General features: G+C 46.9%; 18 protein-coding genes. 10 read left to right on the top strand and 8 right to left on the bottom strand.

The features are described 5' to 3' along the window. Positions 1 to 5: 5 nt before the first annotated feature. Both hemH and Micr_RS02805 read right to left on the bottom strand, forming a co-directional pair. Positions 6 to 899 carry a ferrochelatase gene (gene hemH / locus Micr_RS02810; protein WP_203134165.1) on the bottom strand — a complete coding sequence of 298 codons (894 nt, stop codon included), beginning with the start codon at positions 897 to 899 and terminating at the stop codon, positions 6 to 8. Between the two features lie 4 nt (positions 900 to 903). Next, positions 904 to 1,533 carry a chlorite dismutase family protein gene (locus tag Micr_RS02805; RefSeq protein WP_226803540.1) on the bottom strand — a complete coding sequence of 210 codons (630 nt, stop codon included), beginning with the start codon at positions 1,531 to 1,533 and terminating at the stop codon, positions 904 to 906. Between the two features lie 85 nt (positions 1,534 to 1,618). Between Micr_RS02805 and Micr_RS02800 the strand changes: the two genes are divergently transcribed. Both Micr_RS02800 and Micr_RS02795 read left to right on the top strand, forming a co-directional pair. After that, positions 1,619 to 2,164 carry a hypothetical protein gene (locus Micr_RS02800; protein WP_203134163.1) on the top strand — a complete coding sequence of 182 codons (546 nt, stop codon included), beginning with the start codon at positions 1,619 to 1,621 and terminating at the stop codon, positions 2,162 to 2,164. Beyond that, on the top strand, positions 2,161 to 2,532 hold the full coding sequence (locus Micr_RS02795) for a hypothetical protein (RefSeq protein ID WP_203134162.1): 372 nt from the start codon (positions 2,161 to 2,163) through the stop codon (positions 2,530 to 2,532). The genes Micr_RS02800 and Micr_RS02795 overlap by 4 nt, the downstream gene beginning before the upstream one ends. On the opposite strand, the gene Micr_RS02790 is transcribed toward Micr_RS02795, so the two are convergent. Together Micr_RS02790 and Micr_RS02785 are read right to left on the bottom strand one after the other, a co-directional pair. Then, positions 2,529 to 3,059, bottom strand: coding sequence for a DUF84 family protein (locus Micr_RS02790; RefSeq protein WP_203134161.1), 531 nt, complete (start codon positions 3,057 to 3,059; stop codon positions 2,529 to 2,531). The genes Micr_RS02795 and Micr_RS02790 overlap by 4 nt on opposite strands. A gap of 9 nt (positions 3,060 to 3,068) precedes the next feature. Further along, positions 3,069 to 4,151, bottom strand: a complete 1,083-nt coding sequence (locus tag Micr_RS02785; protein ID WP_203134160.1) for a tyrosine--tRNA ligase — start codon at positions 4,149 to 4,151, stop codon at positions 3,069 to 3,071. Between the two features lie 114 nt (positions 4,152 to 4,265). On the opposite strand from Micr_RS02785, the gene Micr_RS02780 reads away from it, so the two are divergent. Continuing rightward, a complete protein-coding gene (locus Micr_RS02780; RefSeq protein WP_203134159.1) occupies positions 4,266 to 5,213 on the top strand; it encodes a VIT1/CCC1 transporter family protein in 948 nt (315 codons plus the stop codon). Positions 5,214 to 5,249: 36 nt separating this feature from the next. On the opposite strand, the gene Micr_RS02775 is transcribed toward Micr_RS02780, so the two are convergent. Further along, entirely contained in the window at positions 5,250 to 5,657 is a 408-nt protein-coding gene (locus tag Micr_RS02775; RefSeq protein WP_203134158.1) for a hypothetical protein, read from the bottom strand. A 164-nt stretch (positions 5,658 to 5,821) separates the two neighbouring features. On the opposite strand from Micr_RS02775, the gene Micr_RS02770 reads away from it, so the two are divergent. After that, positions 5,822 to 6,190, top strand: coding sequence for a hypothetical protein (locus Micr_RS02770; RefSeq protein ID WP_203134157.1), 369 nt, complete (start codon positions 5,822 to 5,824; stop codon positions 6,188 to 6,190). A gap of 37 nt (positions 6,191 to 6,227) precedes the next feature. On the opposite strand, the gene Micr_RS02765 is transcribed toward Micr_RS02770, so the two are convergent. Then, a complete protein-coding gene (locus tag Micr_RS02765; protein WP_203134156.1) occupies positions 6,228 to 6,797 on the bottom strand; it encodes an NADPH-dependent FMN reductase in 570 nt (189 codons plus the stop codon). A 119-nt stretch (positions 6,798 to 6,916) separates the two neighbouring features. On the opposite strand from Micr_RS02765, the gene Micr_RS02760 reads away from it, so the two are divergent. Beyond that, positions 6,917 to 7,060 (top strand): hypothetical protein, encoded by a 144-nt coding sequence (locus tag Micr_RS02760; RefSeq protein ID WP_203135139.1) that lies wholly within the window; start codon positions 6,917 to 6,919, stop codon positions 7,058 to 7,060. A 3-nt stretch (positions 7,061 to 7,063) separates the two neighbouring features. On the opposite strand, the gene Micr_RS02755 is transcribed toward Micr_RS02760, so the two are convergent. Together Micr_RS02755 and Micr_RS02750 are read right to left on the bottom strand one after the other, a co-directional pair. Beyond that, a complete protein-coding gene (locus Micr_RS02755; protein WP_203134155.1) occupies positions 7,064 to 8,200 on the bottom strand; it encodes an SPFH domain-containing protein in 1,137 nt (378 codons plus the stop codon). Positions 8,201 to 8,333: 133 nt separating this feature from the next. After that, positions 8,334 to 9,014, bottom strand: coding sequence for an HAD family hydrolase (locus tag Micr_RS02750; protein ID WP_203134154.1), 681 nt, complete (start codon positions 9,012 to 9,014; stop codon positions 8,334 to 8,336). Positions 9,015 to 9,157: 143 nt separating this feature from the next. Here Micr_RS02750 and Micr_RS02745 point away from each other — a divergent pair, with 143 nt between their 5' ends. The 5 genes from Micr_RS02745 to Micr_RS02725 all read left to right on the top strand — a co-directional run bounded on the left by Micr_RS02745 (position 9,158) and on the right by Micr_RS02725 (position 14,520). Then, complete coding sequence (locus Micr_RS02745; protein ID WP_203134153.1) at positions 9,158 to 10,420, top strand: MFS transporter; 1,263 nt, start codon at positions 9,158 to 9,160, stop codon at positions 10,418 to 10,420. Positions 10,421 to 10,509: 89 nt separating this feature from the next. Then, positions 10,510 to 11,976, top strand: a complete 1,467-nt coding sequence (locus Micr_RS02740) for an MFS transporter (protein WP_203134152.1) — start codon at positions 10,510 to 10,512, stop codon at positions 11,974 to 11,976. Between the two features lie 142 nt (positions 11,977 to 12,118). Continuing rightward, positions 12,119 to 13,249: an MFS transporter gene (locus tag Micr_RS02735; protein ID WP_226803539.1), complete on the top strand. Its 1,131-nt coding sequence runs from the start codon at positions 12,119 to 12,121 to the stop codon at positions 13,247 to 13,249. Between the two features lie 39 nt (positions 13,250 to 13,288). Further along, positions 13,289 to 13,906: a molybdopterin-dependent oxidoreductase gene (locus tag Micr_RS02730; protein WP_203134150.1), complete on the top strand. Its 618-nt coding sequence runs from the start codon at positions 13,289 to 13,291 to the stop codon at positions 13,904 to 13,906. A gap of 8 nt (positions 13,907 to 13,914) precedes the next feature. Beyond that, positions 13,915 to 14,520, top strand: a complete 606-nt coding sequence (locus Micr_RS02725) for a histidine phosphatase family protein (protein ID WP_203134149.1) — start codon at positions 13,915 to 13,917, stop codon at positions 14,518 to 14,520. Positions 14,521 to 14,527: the final 7 nt, after the last annotated feature.

Here is a 14,527-nt window from a genome sequence, read left to right as displayed (position 1 = left end):
ATGCATTATTTTTTTGCGGCTTTTACATAGGCACTGTATAGCGCAGTTATTATTCCGTCAGCGTCGTTTGGCATCTTAGGCATTTTTACCTCGATTCCAAGATCCTTGCACAGCCCCACGTATTCGATTCCTGCGTCGTACATAGTTTCAAGATTGTCTGATACGAAGCCTATCGGTATTATTACAAGTTTCTTTACACCGTTCTTTGCAAGGCCATTTATCTGCCATGCGGCATCCGGGCCTATCCATTTCCCGGGAACGTCAGCTGCGCTCTGGAAGCTTAGGGACCATTTGCAGCCAAACCTTTTTTCTACGGAATTTGATGCATATATGAGCTCTCTCCTGTAAACGCTCAGGTCATCGGCATCGCTAAGCGGAAGGCTGTGAGCAGTAAAAAGCATTGTCCAGCTTTTGTCTATTTCGATTTCTTTCAGCTTTTCGGCCCATGCGTCAGCCAGACCCATTTCGTCGTGCCATGAGTTTACAAATTTTATTTCTCCAGAATAGCCACATTCTTTGGCCGCAGCTTTTACGCGGTCAAAATAGCTGCCCTGGCCTATGTAGCTGTAGAAAGGAGCTACGGGAATGCAAAAAAGCCTAGAAATGGAATCTTCTTTGGCTTTTTTTATCGCGTCGATTATATGCGGTTCCGAGTACTTCATGCCAAAATAAACCTTAGCTTTTTCCATCTTATTGTCAATTAGATTCTGCAACTTTTTGGCCTGGCTGTTCGTTATATCCAAGAGGGGAGAACTCCCACCTATGGCTGCGTACCTTTTTTTAAGTTTTTCAAGCTGGGCAGCTGAAGGCCTGGCTCCACGCAATATTTCAGTGTAGTATCGTTCAACGTCATCGAGATCCTTCGGAGTTCCATAAGCCACTAAGAGTATCCCATCCATTTATTCACACATCCATCCTTATTCCGGTAAGAATGGGAGCTTCGTTGGTTATCCATTTTCTCGCTTCTGCAGACCTAAGCTCCTCAGTGACGGCAACCCATTCAAAAATATTCGGTATTTCATATATTACTACGAATTCGTAATCAGCTATGCCAAAAGACTTAGTGGTGTATGAAGTTATTCCTTTGTTGTGGCTGCTTTCCACTGCTATCTTTACGTGATCCGCAACTATTCGCTTTGATTCCTCCTTGCCAAGCAAGTACCAGTCCGGCTTTTTGCTCATGGGATATGCGACAAAATAATCCTTGCCATCTGGCTCTGGCTTTTCCTTGGATGAAGTATATACTGAAAGGAAGCCTGCCTTCCATAACGCATGTTCCGATAAGGATTCTTCTGCCATAAGTTTTGCGGCCATGAGGTCTTTCGGGTTCTCGCACATGAGCCATAAAAGCACGTCGGAATCTCCTCGAAGGGAATTGTATAATCCGGCCTTTGCCGCATTGGACGATGCGCCCCATGATTTGAGTTTTGATGACAGCCCAGCAAGCTTTGATGCTCTCTCATTTTTACCAAGAGCCCACCAGCTTTTGGCATATGCGAACGAGAGCACTTCGGATATATATTCCCTAGCCAACAAAACACCTCGTTTTATCATATTGGATTTCCATGTAAAGTATAAATATTATTAGAACGGTTTTATACTTATAAATGGTGTATAAATGGTTTACAAGGACAATGCCAACGGCATAGAGTACGTAACTCTCAAAGTCCCTAGGATTAGTTTTACGGACCTGAAGCCATACCTGACCAAGGAGGTAGTACCCGCAGCAATAAGGGCTTATGCGGAAATGTGCGCCAAGGAAGACAGCTCGCACGAAACTGCCAGCGGAAGCGTACTGTACAACATATGCGCCTTGAGCCAGAAGACCATAAATAACAGCCTAAAGTTATTCAACGAATCGATTTCTGATTACAAGTTGAAGCACGGATATTCGGATTCGTGCGAATCCATGGAAAATACTGTAAGACTTTGGGAAAACGCTAAGATAAAAATGCTGGACGAGAAATATTTCGAGGAAGTTATAGTCGACAGCATTAACAACATAAAATCTGGAAAATCGAAGATAAAAATGACAGGAATGAAGCCCGAAGCGGAGGCGGCTGCGAAAAGAATAATTGATGAGATAATATACGAAATAAACAATTCCCATTTCCTGCCAAGGACTGACCCGCTCGGCAGGCTTCTCAGAGGGGAAAAGAAATGAGAAACGAAAGGAGAGCAAAAAGGCAAATTCCTCAGAACCAGAGGACCTTTGATGACTTCACTCTGCTAAGAAACGAAGAAATGCACACAATACTCGAAAGGATGAAAGAGAGGATAGAGAAGCTTAGCGACAACGCCGACACATCAGAGATAAATGCCTTCAGCAGAGAGATGGAAAAGGACCTCGAGAAGCTTAAGGTCAATGTTGCCGGGATCAGGAAGAGATACGAAATGCTTGACATGCTGAAGAAAGAACTAGAGAAAAATCCAGGGGACGCGATAATAGAAAGCGCAATAAACTCCATGGAAAGAAGCTATGCTCTCAAGCTTGTTGGCCTTGCCAACGAGCAGATAGAAAAATACAGTTAATCGCCGTTGTCGTAGTACTCACGGCTTAAGAATCTTGCAAGAGCCAGAAGTATAGCTGTAACGAATTCGTCTTCTCTTTTAACCGCACCCTTGGTAAGCACGCCTATTGTGCCTTGGTTGAACTTTATGCCTTGCCCGTTCTCTATTTCGTCTATAACGTTACCGAGCTCTTCCCCTCCCCTAAGCCTGGAAGCAATCTTTTCAGGGAGCATTATTGAACCGCTGGAGCCTATACCTATATTGCCGGCATTGTCGACAACAGCTACCCAGCCCGTTAGAAACATCCCATTGGGGTTTTCGTCCACTGTTCCTTCCATGCCTATGCCCATATCTGCATTGGCTTTTGACATCGAGTTTTTTGCCCTGTTTATGGCCCCGGTTATGCCTTCGGCGTTGCTCATTGGCTGCGGGTTTACTCCCGAGTCAACGCTCACAGGCACTATTTCGGCTTTGATCTTCGATATTTCCAGGGCTTTTCTGGCAGCGCTGATTTTGACCCTGTTGCTTGTCCCGACTGCTATTATCATCGCAACACCCTATCTGGTTATCTGATAGGACCTTACCTTTTCGTAAAGTTCGCGGGCACTTTTGTCCTTTTCGAAATGCTCGCGTATTGGGCGTATGCGCAGCTCCAGCTCCTTTGCCACATACGCTTTCATGTCAACAGGATGTATTTTGCCCTCGGTATACAGCGAAACCAGCTCGCGGTAGCTGCTTGCTTCTATAGCTCCGCCGAACTTCTCAGGCCTGTCGATCGTTATCTGGGCTTTTGGATCGTCTATTATTATCTTCTCGAGAAAATCGAATATAGGGTTTCCATTTACTACTCGCTCTGGGCAGTAGGCCGAATTTATCTTTTTCCTTATCTCATCCTCGGAATCATGGACAAGTATGGTGCTCTTAGGGTTTGACTTTGACATTTTGTATTCGAAGCCCTTGTCCGGATCCATGCTCTTGAGATCTTCAGGCGCACCCTGCAGGCCAAGTATGTATGGATGGTGCACTGCCACTGGGACTTTGAGCCCCATTCTCTTCGTGACCTCCCTTGCAAGCACATTGGCCTTGCGCTGGTCCATGCCAAGCTGGCATATGTCTATGCCCATCATTATGACGTCGGTAACCTGCATCGGGGGATAGAAGAGCTGCGCCGCTTCAAGCGAATCGCCCTCCTTCCTACCCATTATCGTTATCGCGCGCTTTACCCTGTCAAGGGACATCATCTTGCCCACCTTCATAAATGTCTCCCAGTAGCTAAAATCTTTCATCAAGTCCTTGGCCCAGATTATATTGACCTTGCTTTCGTCGACGCCTGCGGCTTTCCACACCTCTATGAAGTAGTTCCCGACGTCCCTTATGCGGTCGATGTCCCCGCCCATTTTTTTGTTGACGTATGCGAAGTAATCCGCAATATAAATGTTGAATTTAACGCCTATGCCAAGCAGCTTCTTTATGTTCTTGGCCCTGTACAGCCCGAACGGTATGTGCGCAAGGCCCGAGGGCTCGAAGCCGTCGTATGCTAGGGGATGCTCATTGGACTGCAGGAGCTCCCTCAGCTCCTGTTCTGTGAGTATTTCTGCGGCGAAGCTCTTTATTACGTCTATCTTTGTTTCTATATCCACACAAGCACCATCCTAATTTCTGAAATGCACTATTTATTAATTTTGTATTGAAATATAATACATTAAAAGGACATGCGTTTGCGTTTCTGCTTTCATAATTACATAGGTGTGCAATTGCCAGGCAAAAAGGAGATAGAAGAAAGGTTTCTTGAGGACGAGCTTTCGGATTATAGGCTTTACAAAACAATAGAAGGCGAAGAGAAGGACAAAACCCTCAAGAGGCTAGTGGCCAAGCTGAGCAAGACTGAGTTTAAGCACGCCAAGATATGGGGCTCGCTCTTGGGCGAAAAAAATATCGAGGAAGTAGAGATACCCTTCAAAGCTAGGCTCAGGCTTTTGACATACCCGATAGTCCGTAAACTGCTCGGAATAGCGTTTGTCACAAAGCTGCTCGAAAGGAACGAGGCCAAAGGGCTGGAGGAATACAAGGAGCTTCTAGCCGGAAAAGAATTGGGCAGCGCAGAACTTGAAAAAATAAGGGGCATAATAGGCGATGAAGAACACCATGAAAAGCTGCTGCTTGAGCAGACACAGAAACACGAGGCAAGGCTAAACTACACGAAATCCATAGTCTTCGGCATGAATGATGGGTTGGTCGAGATACTCGCAGTCATAGCCGGCCTTGCCATGGTGGCCACATCAAGCATAATAGTTGCCATAAGCGGCATAATAGTCGGCGTGTCTGGCACATTGTCCATGGCTGCCGGAGCATACATTTCCTCAAAGTCCGAGAAAGTTGTCGAAACGTCGCTGAACGGGAAGATTTCTACGCAGACAAAGCCGTCAAAGGAAGCATATTATACGGGAATATTTTATTTCCTGGGTGCCGTAGTCGCCACGTACCCGTTCATATTGGGAGCGGTAGGTTATGTGGGAATATTGGAATCGGTAGTCTCAGTTGCCATAGTGCTTTCCGTAGCTTCAACGCTGATAGCGATAATCAGCGACACCAGCATTAAGAGAAGGATAATAGAAATGCTCACCGTTTCGCTTGGAGCAGCCGCAGTGACGGCCATCATAGGCCTTGTCGTCAGAATTGTCTTTGGAATAGCAATATCCTGAAACGAAATGCTTGATCTATGGCAAACATATATTTGCTTATGGCTGCTTGCCGCGGTTGTTGTACAATGCGTTCACAGCCAGCAGCATTGCGCTGGCCATGCCCGCAGCTGCAAAGTATAAAGATGAATAAGCAAGCTTCATGCTGTCAAGCAGTATGCCTGACGAAAACATAACCACTATTCCACCCATCGATACAGTAATTCCGGTTGCGGTAGCATCCCGTATTGCTTTGTAGCGCTTCGATATGAAATTATAGCGTATGTTTTCTTCGGATCCGTCGTCTTTTTCGCCCTTACGCAGGAACGTCTTGAATGTATCTTTGGAACATGCTTTCTCCGTAGGAGTGCCATTGGCATGGCTTGCATCGGGCCCATGGTTTTTCAAATCGGGAGAGGTCGGCTTTTGTTCAGAACCATTATTTGACTTCGTAATTTTTTCTTCCATTCTAGGCACCGCAATTTTATAGTAATTTATTCTTTTTTCATATATTTATTGCTTGCCTGTCCCGTTAAACTGCTCCGATGGCCCCATTTGCCATGCAGTTCCGCTAAACGTGGATTGCACAGTTTGTTTTTAAGCATAAGCTTAGCATTAGAATAGGCACCAGCATGTACTACAGCGAAGTTGAACGTTTCAAGAAGATAGAAAACTATCTGGAAAAACTAGCCTACGGCTCGGTTGCGCTGGACTTCATGGTTGCTGTTGGCTCATTCCTGCTTTTGCACAGGGTCGGCTACGCGAAATTCATAATAGAGGTGAGCAACTACGCCATAACTGCAGAGATATTTATCGCTGCTGTTCTTTTCCTGACTCTGATAGCAATGAAGCATTACAAAAGGATAATATTGAATTTTGATATGGGCACTTTCAGGATGAAACATAAAAGGAGTTCGTTTTATGCAAGAATGGAAAAGCAAAAAGAAATAGAAAGTGTCAGGGCCCAAAATAAGGGAAGGCCCTTTGCATACAAGGCTTGAAGGCGGAAAGCCTGCCCCTAAGTCGCAGTATTTGCCTTCAGGATTTTACCCTTATCCTTAAAGTCCACGAAACCAGGGCCTGCATCATGCTCTTTATCAGGTCACGAAGCTCTTCATCTACAACATCGCCGTTTTCTATTTTTTCTGATGCGCCGCCAATAAAGAGAAGCGGCCTTTCGAGCGGATGCACATTTAGAAATGAGAAAATTTGCCTTAAGTGTATCTGTGCGGCTGATGTCCCGACAAGCGAGCCGCCAGTAGCACCGAATGCGGCAACCGGCTTGTCGTCAAAAGAGTTGTCCCCGTACGGCCTTGATGCCCAGTCTATCGCATTCTTCAGCACCCCAGGAATCGACCTGTTATATTCTGGAGTTGCTATTAGCACTGCGTCGGCCTCCTTTATCTTCCTTTTGAATAGCTTGACGTGTTCCGGCATCTCAGACTCCTTGTCCTGATTATACAGCGGTATGCCCTCGAGATCGAATATTTCGACCTCTGCGTTTTCCGGGGCTAGCTCTTTTGCGGCTTTTATGAGAGCCTTGTTGTAAGAATCTTTGCGCAGGCTGCCTGCGAACGCCAATATCTTTATTTTTTCATTGTTTTCCATCACTTGCACCTATTTGGAAATTTTGAAGCTTGATGCTTTGCATTATTTATTTAATTACAAGAAGCAAGCCAGCCTATTTATCTATTTTAGTATTTTATTAATTTCTGGATCGTGCTTATATGCAGGTAAAAAACCAGAACGACGAACAGACTTACATATGCCTGGTCTGTGGGAATGTGATGTTCAAGATGCAGGCGTGCCACCTCAAGTGCCCTAACTGCGGCGCTGAGATGGACTGCTCAGACAAGGGCTTCATATGGTAATGCTCACGCATTGAAGGGATCTCCCTGCGTTTCATCAGGGATCTCCGGATTGCCTGCATTGTTGCCTGTTTGGGTGTCCTGCTGTTTTTTCTTCTGCTTTGACTGCTGTGCGCTCTGCTGATTTTTCTGCTGTGCTGATGCCTGCTGCGGCTGTGGGGGCGATGGCTTCTGTGCGGCGGTGCCGGCATCGACCGAATTTCCATCCTTTTTCTGCCCGTCGATATTGCCAGTATCTCCCATCCCGACGAGCTTGTCTATGCCGAGCACGCCTATCGGAGTGGGTATGCCCAAGCCCCTGGATTCCGTAGGTATGAAGATCAGGTGGTTCCTTCCGCTTATGCCTATTTCATAAAGCATGTTCAGGGCCCTAAGCTGCATTGCGTATACATTGGAATTGTACGTCTTCGCTGCAGCTACCATGTTGGTTGCTGCGAGCTTTTCCGATTCTGCCAGTATTACTCTGGCGTCGCGCTCCCTGGATGCTATGGCAACCTTGGCCATCGCGTCCTGCAAGTCATCAGGTATTTTGACATCCCTTATTTCTACAGATATTACGTTTACTCCCCATGGGGTGACTCTTTGGTCTATCAATGTCTTGACGCTTGAAGCTATCTCGTTCCTTCCGACTATCATCTGGCTGAGGTTGACCTTGCCTATGACATCCCTTAGGGCGGTCTGCGCAGCAAGCGAAACGGATTGGTCAACATCGTTGACCTGCAGTGCGGTGTTCTCAGGGTTTTCTATCCTTGTGAACATTATTGCCTCAACGTCCACGCCAACGTTGTCCTGCGTGAGCGTCTTTTCGGCAGAGAAAACGGTAGAGAAAGTCCTTAGGTCAAACTTGTATGGCATGCTCTGTATGAGCGGTATTATGAAGAAAAGCCCAGGGCCGTATGTGCCCTTGTACTTTCCAAGCGTAAGTATTGGCGCGCGCTTCCACTCCTGCAGCACCTTGACGCTTATTAGCAGGTATATCAGCAGCACAACCACAAATAGCGCCGTGCCTACTGCAAGGCTGGAAGAGTAGTAGTAGCCTATGGCGAAGAATATGACTGACAATATTATGCCTATCAGTATCGCCAATGCTGAGTTTCCGTGCATGCCCTGCGTGCTTTTGTAAGAATATAGTTGTGCGGCCATTTTTATCATCTTGAACGTTATGTTTCATTTTCTTTTCTGCCCGAGCCGGCCATATTGGAATTTGGACTTGAGATGCCATGCGGGCACTTATTTACAGGACTTAATATCATGCAAAATTTAATAACCAGTCTATTTAGAGCCCCTGCTTTTTCATCTTCCTGAGCGATATGAAAAGCTCGTTGAAATCCTTTATCGAATAATCTGCTTCCCTTATCTTTTCCTTATATGAAAACGTGAGCATGCCTGTAAGCTTTGCGCCTCTTATCTCTTCAGCATCGTGGCCCACGAATATTGCGCTTTCCGGATCAGCCTTGAAAGGCTCGAGAGCGGCCAGGTATGCCTCCCTGCTTGGCTTTGCATAGCCAGTGTCTGCAGGCACTGCAACCTCGTCGAAGAGGCCGCCTATGCCTGCCGAGCTCAGCATAAGCTCAAGCTCGGATTTTGCATGCACAGTATCGCTCAGCACTGCAGTGTAGAAACCAAGCCTCTTTATCTTTTGGATATTGTCCTTCAGGCCTGGCTCCGATGGATCGCAATACGCCAGAGAATCCCTGTCTATCGCAGAATATTTGGTTAGCAGCCGCATCGGTATGTCGAGCCTCTGGAAAAGCTCCTCCCTTGCAGATTGGAGCGAGCCGTTGGAAAAATCAATATTAGCAGCTATGGACTTCCACTCTTTTCTTAGGGCCTGCGTTTTTACGGGTATTTTTTCGCTCTTGAATAGCGCCTCTATGCCTTTCTGGAAGCGCTCAAGCATCCTTTTCGTATCGATCAGTACCCCATTGGCATCAAAAACTGCAACGTAAAGAGACATTAAAACCGCTTATAAACGCCATCGCACTTATTTAAGCTTTCCACGCAACGCTTGCGTGTGGCTTGCTTCATGCGGATTTGGGAATGATATTTATTACATTCCACTAAAATACCTTAACTGTTGCACGTTTCCAAGGCGGTAGATTGGACAAAAAGCTCAAGTCGTTGATAGTCACTACGTTTGCACATTTTTCCAATGACAGCGTATTCCTAGTTTATCCGCTGCTCATAACATACTACACGCTAATACCTGGACTGAACCTCGTGCTTCTTGGCACGCTCGCAATAGTGTACCAGCTAATATACGGAGCAGTAAGCACCCCAATAGGCATGATCGCAGACAGGAGCAAAAACGAGGGCTTTATGGTTGCAGTAGGCATAGCGATACTTGGAATCTCGATGCTTGCGTTTGCAGGTTCATTCGCCATTGCGGCTCTGCGCATGCCATTGATAATAGCAGGAGTACTGCTTTTAGGCGCTGGAACTGCGTTCTATCACCCCATAGGCGCATCGATACTGAAAGGCATCTACGGCAAAAAAGCTGCGTCGATGATGGGTATAAACGGAAGCGCAGGAAGCTTCGGAAGGTCCGTGATGCCCATAATACTGGTTTTCCTGATAACTGCCCTTGGCACGTCCTTCGCACTCGGGCTTGTCGGCATAGAACTTCTGATAGCTTCGGGAATTGTATACGTAGGGCTTATGTCTTTCAATAAGAGCATAAGGGCAGGATTTTGGGGCTTGCATGGCTTGAAGCGCAACAGGAAAACAGCAACGGCAAAGGTCAGCATATTCAAATCCGGTTATGCCGATGTCCTGCTTCCGCTTGTCGCTGTAATTTTTGTAAGGTCCATGTTCATGACAGGCACGTACACGTTTATCCCTGAATACCTAAAGGTAGTGATGCATTCCGAAGTATTGGTAGGCACCATACTAAGCGTAAGCTTCGTATTTGCCATATTCGGGCAGATATTCTTCGGATATGTGACCGCCAAAAAGGGCGGGCGCTACACCATAACTACAACAGCCTTCGTGTCGGCAATAAGCTTCGTGCTTTTCTTGCTTGCCGGCAACAACGTCTATTTCGCATTGGCTATGCTTTCAATTTTTATTTTTGTGACTTTCAACGGCTTTGCAGTGATACTGGGATATGTCAACCAGCTGGTTCCGGACAAGATAGCCAACAGTTCCAACGCTTTCACGTGGGGCATAGGCCAGATATTCGGCGGCGCTGCAGGCGTAGGCGTTATGACCCTGCTCCTTAATTATACAAGCGTTACAAATGCAATGTGGTACATATCGATATTCATGTTTATTTCGATATTCATGCTCCCTCTGCTTTACAGGAAAGGAAGGAAAAACAGGAAGCAAAATGGAAAGGGCAGCAAGAAAAAGCTAAAAATATAATTTTATATAATCAAAACGCCAGATTGCAGAACTGCTGACGCAAGATTGGATCCGAATTCTGAAATTTGATTCGCTTGACAAGTGTGCACATGGAGATTTCGAAAGAGAACACGATATTGGCGGTAATAGTAATAGGAACGCTCATGGCTTCCATTGACTCCACCATAGTGCTGCTCGCTTTCCCGGCTATGACACAGGCGCTGCACTCCACGATAGCCACCATAATATGGGTCATATTAATCTACATGATAGTCGTTGCAGTCTTCTCAACGCAGTTCGGCAGGATAGGCGACATATACGGCAGAAGCAAGATGTTCAACCTCGGCTTCATCGTATTTACCATTGCTTCATTTCTCTGCGGCATTGCCCCGACAGACATAAGCCTTATTGCATTCAGGGCCATACAGGCAATAGGCGGAGCCCTTATTGCTTCAAACAGCAGCGCCATAATAGCTGACACTTTCGAAAGGCACAGGATAGGAAGGGCATATGGCTTCACGGGCATGAGCTGGAACATAGGGGCGCTTCTCGGCATACTGCTTGGCGGGATAATAACGACGTACATAGGCTACAGGTACATATTCTTCATAAACGTGCCAATAGGCATTGTGGCAGTAATATTGGGCCTTCGCTATGTAAAGGACAGCAACAAAAGCAGCGACAAACTCGACATACCCGGAATGGCGGCACTGGCAGTCGCAATAGCGCTAATAGCTTATGCAGGCATAAACTACGCTTCCATAGGCGTAAGCTCGCTCAATGTCGCGCTTTTCATCCTTGGAGTCATTGCGGCAATAATCTTCGTAATCATAGATAAGAAAGTGAAGATGCCAACGATAAACTTCACAATGTTCAAGAACAAGATATTCAGGAATTCGCTGATGGCGTCGCTTTTCCAGGGGCTCGGATTCATGGGCGTAACGTTCCTTCTCATAATGTATCTTCAGGGAGTGCGCGGCTATTCGCCGCTTGACGCGTCGCTTGTCCTGTTCCCGGGTTACGTGGTAAGCGGAGTGCTTGCTCCCTATATGGGAAAATACTCGGACAAATTCGGGGCTAGGCTTATTGCTACAATTGGAATCTTATTTATGGTTGGCGGAGTTTTGTTTTATCTTTCGTTCCTTGGCGTTTCGACCCCAATATATTACGTGGTCGTAGGAACCATAATAACCGGATTTGGGGGCGCGATGTTCTGGCCCTCAAACAACAGCGCAGTCATGGCCAACGTGACTGGAGAGCTCAGAGGCGCAGCATCAGGCACGCTGAGGCTTTTCAGCAGCTTGGGCTTAATAGGCAGCTTCATAATCGCATTCGTTGCTGCGGCATCTGCAGTCCCTAGGTATCTGGCTTTCGAGATATTCGCTGGAACCTCGAAAGTCATAGGAGGCATAGGCAAGGGCTTCGTAGCCGGGATGCACGTAGCATTCGTGGCCCTTATGGCAATGCTAATAATAGCAGGGATTTTCTCCTTCGTGCGCGGAAAAGAGGATAGATCCGGAAAACTTTCTGATGAAAGCCATAATGCCACAGAGAAGAAACATATCAGCAAGAAATAGTGCGGCAGCTTGCACAGGATTAAATATCGCAGTGCTGAAGGAATATAGTATAATGTCCATTATATTTTGCACGGGTGCCTAAACGGATAGTATAGAAAAATTAAAGGCCAGGAGCTTCAGGTTCCTGCTTTATTCGAGGGCATTGAGGAGCGCCGCGCTCATATACATGACGCTGTCTTTTTCTTTATACCTGCATGCGCTTAAGGTAAGCATAATAGACATAGGAATAGTGGCGGCCCTGACTATGCTTTTTGCCCTGTTCCTGACGCTTGGGCTTGGAATGCTTGGGGACAGGAGGGGCTACAGGTATGAGCTCATCATATCGGAGTTCTTCACAATGGCCGGAGCTTTCCTTATAGCAGCAAGCTCAAGCGTGCTCATGATAATGCTCGGGATGATAATTGCAGGAATAAGCACTGGCTCCGGAGGCATGAGGGGAGCTTTTTCCCCAGGGTCAAGCGCCTATATAGCTAGCATATACGGAGAGGAAAAGGAGCGCGTCAAGAAGTTTTCTTCCATAAATATCATTGCTGCAGTATTCTCCATAGTGGGAAGCGCGATGTTTGGAATGGTTGGACTGGTAAGCGTTTACACCGGAGCGCTCCATGCGTACAGGTACCTCTTCCTTGTAGCTGCGTTCATGATGCTCGGCTCGCTTGTTTTCGTGATGCTGCTCACCGAGCCCGCAAGGCCCAAAAAGTCAACGCGCATCATGAAGAACGAAAGCATGAAGTATATAATGAGAATTATAGCGGCTAATGTCGTTGGCGGAGCCGGAGTCGGGATAGCGATACCCCTTCTGCCGCTGTGGTTCAACCAGGTATTCAAGGCAACAAATATAGAAATAAGCATAGTATTCGGAATTTCGTATGTGGCTACTGCCCTCGGAGCGTATTACGCATCGAGGCTTGCAGGAAAGACCAGCGTATTGAACATGGCCGCAGGCACCAGGTCGCTCAACGGAATACTTCTCGTGGCTCTTGCTCTGTCGCCCGCATTTCCCATAGCAGGAGCCATATACGTAATAAGAGCTTTTGTAGCCGGTTCCGGAAGCCCGAATAGATCCACGGTGACTGTGAAAGGCATAGGCAACGAGGACTACGGTACAGCCACCAGCCTTCAGGGCATTGCCACCAGGGTCTCGCAGCTGAGCTCCGGAGCCAGCGGATACCTTCTCGATTACGCGCTGCCGCTGCCACTGGAAGTAGGAGGAGTGCTGCAGCTCATAAGCGGAGCTTTGTACAAAATACTCCTGAAGCCCAAGAACAAATGACTATTTTTATACTTTCCCTACAAAAAACGATTGGTAATTATGGCTAGAGTTCCCCACGGCCAGATAGTCACCAAGGCATTTCCGGTCCTAAGCGCAAGCCGCACTCCAGATATAGACCTTTCCGATTATAGGCTCAGGATTTATGGCAGCGTTGGCAACGAGCTCTCCTTTTCCTGGGAGCAGCTGATGGCCATGCCAATGTCCAAAAAGGTAGTGGACATACACTGCGTTACGAGATGGTCCAGGCTCGGAGACACATGGGAAGGCATAAGCCTGAAATACCTTCTCGGCATGGCGAAACCCAATGGACAATTCCTTATGCTAAGAAGCTCGTATGTCAGCTATTCGGCCAACGTGCCCATGGAATATGTGAACGACGATAGCATGGTGGCTTTCAGGTTCAACGGAAAGCCGTTGGAAAAGGAGCACGGAGGGCCAGTAAGGGCATTCATACCCGCTCTTTATTTCTGGAAAAGCACCAAATGGCTTGATGGAATAGAGGTAATGGATGAGGACAAGCCAGGATTCTGGGAAAAGAGAGGCTACAACATGAGGGGAGATTACAACAAGGAAGAGAGGTACTGGAAGGGATTGAACTTCGTCAACAAGCTTATGTTTTTCGGGCAGAAGGATGACGATAAAGAAAATAAAAAATAGGTGCACGCATGGTAATCGCATATTTCGTTAGGCATGGCGAGGCAGAAACCAACAGGAACGAATTATTGTCGTCAAAATATGAAGGCTACCCTCTCACAGATCAAGGCAGGGAGCAGATAGCCGAAACGGCAAGGCAACTCAAAGGCATAGAATTTTCCCAGGCTTATTCCAGCCCAGTACTGAGGGCGAGGCAGACGGCAGAGATATTAATAGGCGAACGGAAGCTTGACATCAAAATCGATGAAAGGCTGCGGGAGAGAGGAATGGGATCTATGGAAGGAAAACCTGCTGATAAGGGCAATTGGATAATACCAATGCTGAGAAAGAGGGAATATTCCATGGGTGTGGAAAGCTTCGACAGCATATCTGATAGAGTATATTCTTTCCTCGAGGAACTTGAAGGCGATGGCAACGCGATCATAGCTACGCATGAGAGCCCGATATCGATGCTTGCATGCAGGATACTTGGATTCGACGAGTTTACCGGGAAGGGGATAAAGGTAGGCAACGGCTCGGTAACAGTAGTTGAGATGAAAGGAGAAAAAGCCAGGCTTTTGGCTCTCGGGTCATACTCTATTGGCAAGGGATACCTGGACGGCCTTGCAGAGATGTAAATTGGTG

The sequence above is a fragment of the Candidatus Micrarchaeum sp. genome (assembly GCF_016806735.1).
Taxonomy (GTDB): domain Archaea; phylum Micrarchaeota; class Micrarchaeia; order Micrarchaeales; family Micrarchaeaceae; genus Micrarchaeum_A; species Micrarchaeum_A acidiphilum_A.
This window is presented reverse-complemented; position numbering and strand designations above follow the sequence as displayed.

What these genes read in the sequence shown, in the direction of transcription:
- Micr_RS02725 (WP_203134149.1), top strand. Translation starts at nt 13,915, where the DNA reads ATGGTAATCGCATATTTCGTTAGGCATGGCGAGGCAGAAACCAACAGG.
- Micr_RS02730 (WP_203134150.1), top strand. Translation starts at nt 13,289, where the DNA reads ATGGCTAGAGTTCCCCACGGCCAGATAGTCACCAAGGCATTTCCGGTC.
- hemH (WP_203134165.1), bottom strand. Translation starts at nt 899, where the DNA reads ATGGATGGGATACTCTTAGTGGCTTATGGAACTCCGAAGGATCTCGAT.
- Micr_RS02765 (WP_203134156.1), bottom strand. Translation starts at nt 6,797, where the DNA reads ATGGAAAACAATGAAAAAATAAAGATATTGGCGTTCGCAGGCAGCCTG.
- Micr_RS02775 (WP_203134158.1), bottom strand. Translation starts at nt 5,657, where the DNA reads ATGGAAGAAAAAATTACGAAGTCAAATAATGGTTCTGAACAAAAGCCG.
- Micr_RS02790 (WP_203134161.1), bottom strand. Translation starts at nt 3,059, where the DNA reads ATGATAATAGCAGTCGGGACAAGCAACAGGGTCAAAATCAGCGCTGCC.
- Micr_RS02750 (WP_203134154.1), bottom strand. Translation starts at nt 9,014, where the DNA reads ATGTCTCTTTACGTTGCAGTTTTTGATGCCAATGGGGTACTGATCGAT.
- Micr_RS02770 (WP_203134157.1), top strand. Translation starts at nt 5,822, where the DNA reads ATGTACTACAGCGAAGTTGAACGTTTCAAGAAGATAGAAAACTATCTG.
- Micr_RS02760 (WP_203135139.1), top strand. Translation starts at nt 6,917, where the DNA reads ATGCAGGTAAAAAACCAGAACGACGAACAGACTTACATATGCCTGGTC.
- Micr_RS02740 (WP_203134152.1), top strand. Translation starts at nt 10,510, where the DNA reads ATGGAGATTTCGAAAGAGAACACGATATTGGCGGTAATAGTAATAGGA.
- Micr_RS02795 (WP_203134162.1), top strand. Translation starts at nt 2,161, where the DNA reads ATGAGAAACGAAAGGAGAGCAAAAAGGCAAATTCCTCAGAACCAGAGG.
- Micr_RS02800 (WP_203134163.1), top strand. Translation starts at nt 1,619, where the DNA reads ATGGTTTACAAGGACAATGCCAACGGCATAGAGTACGTAACTCTCAAA.
- Micr_RS02755 (WP_203134155.1), bottom strand. Translation starts at nt 8,200, where the DNA reads ATGGCCGCACAACTATATTCTTACAAAAGCACGCAGGGCATGCACGGA.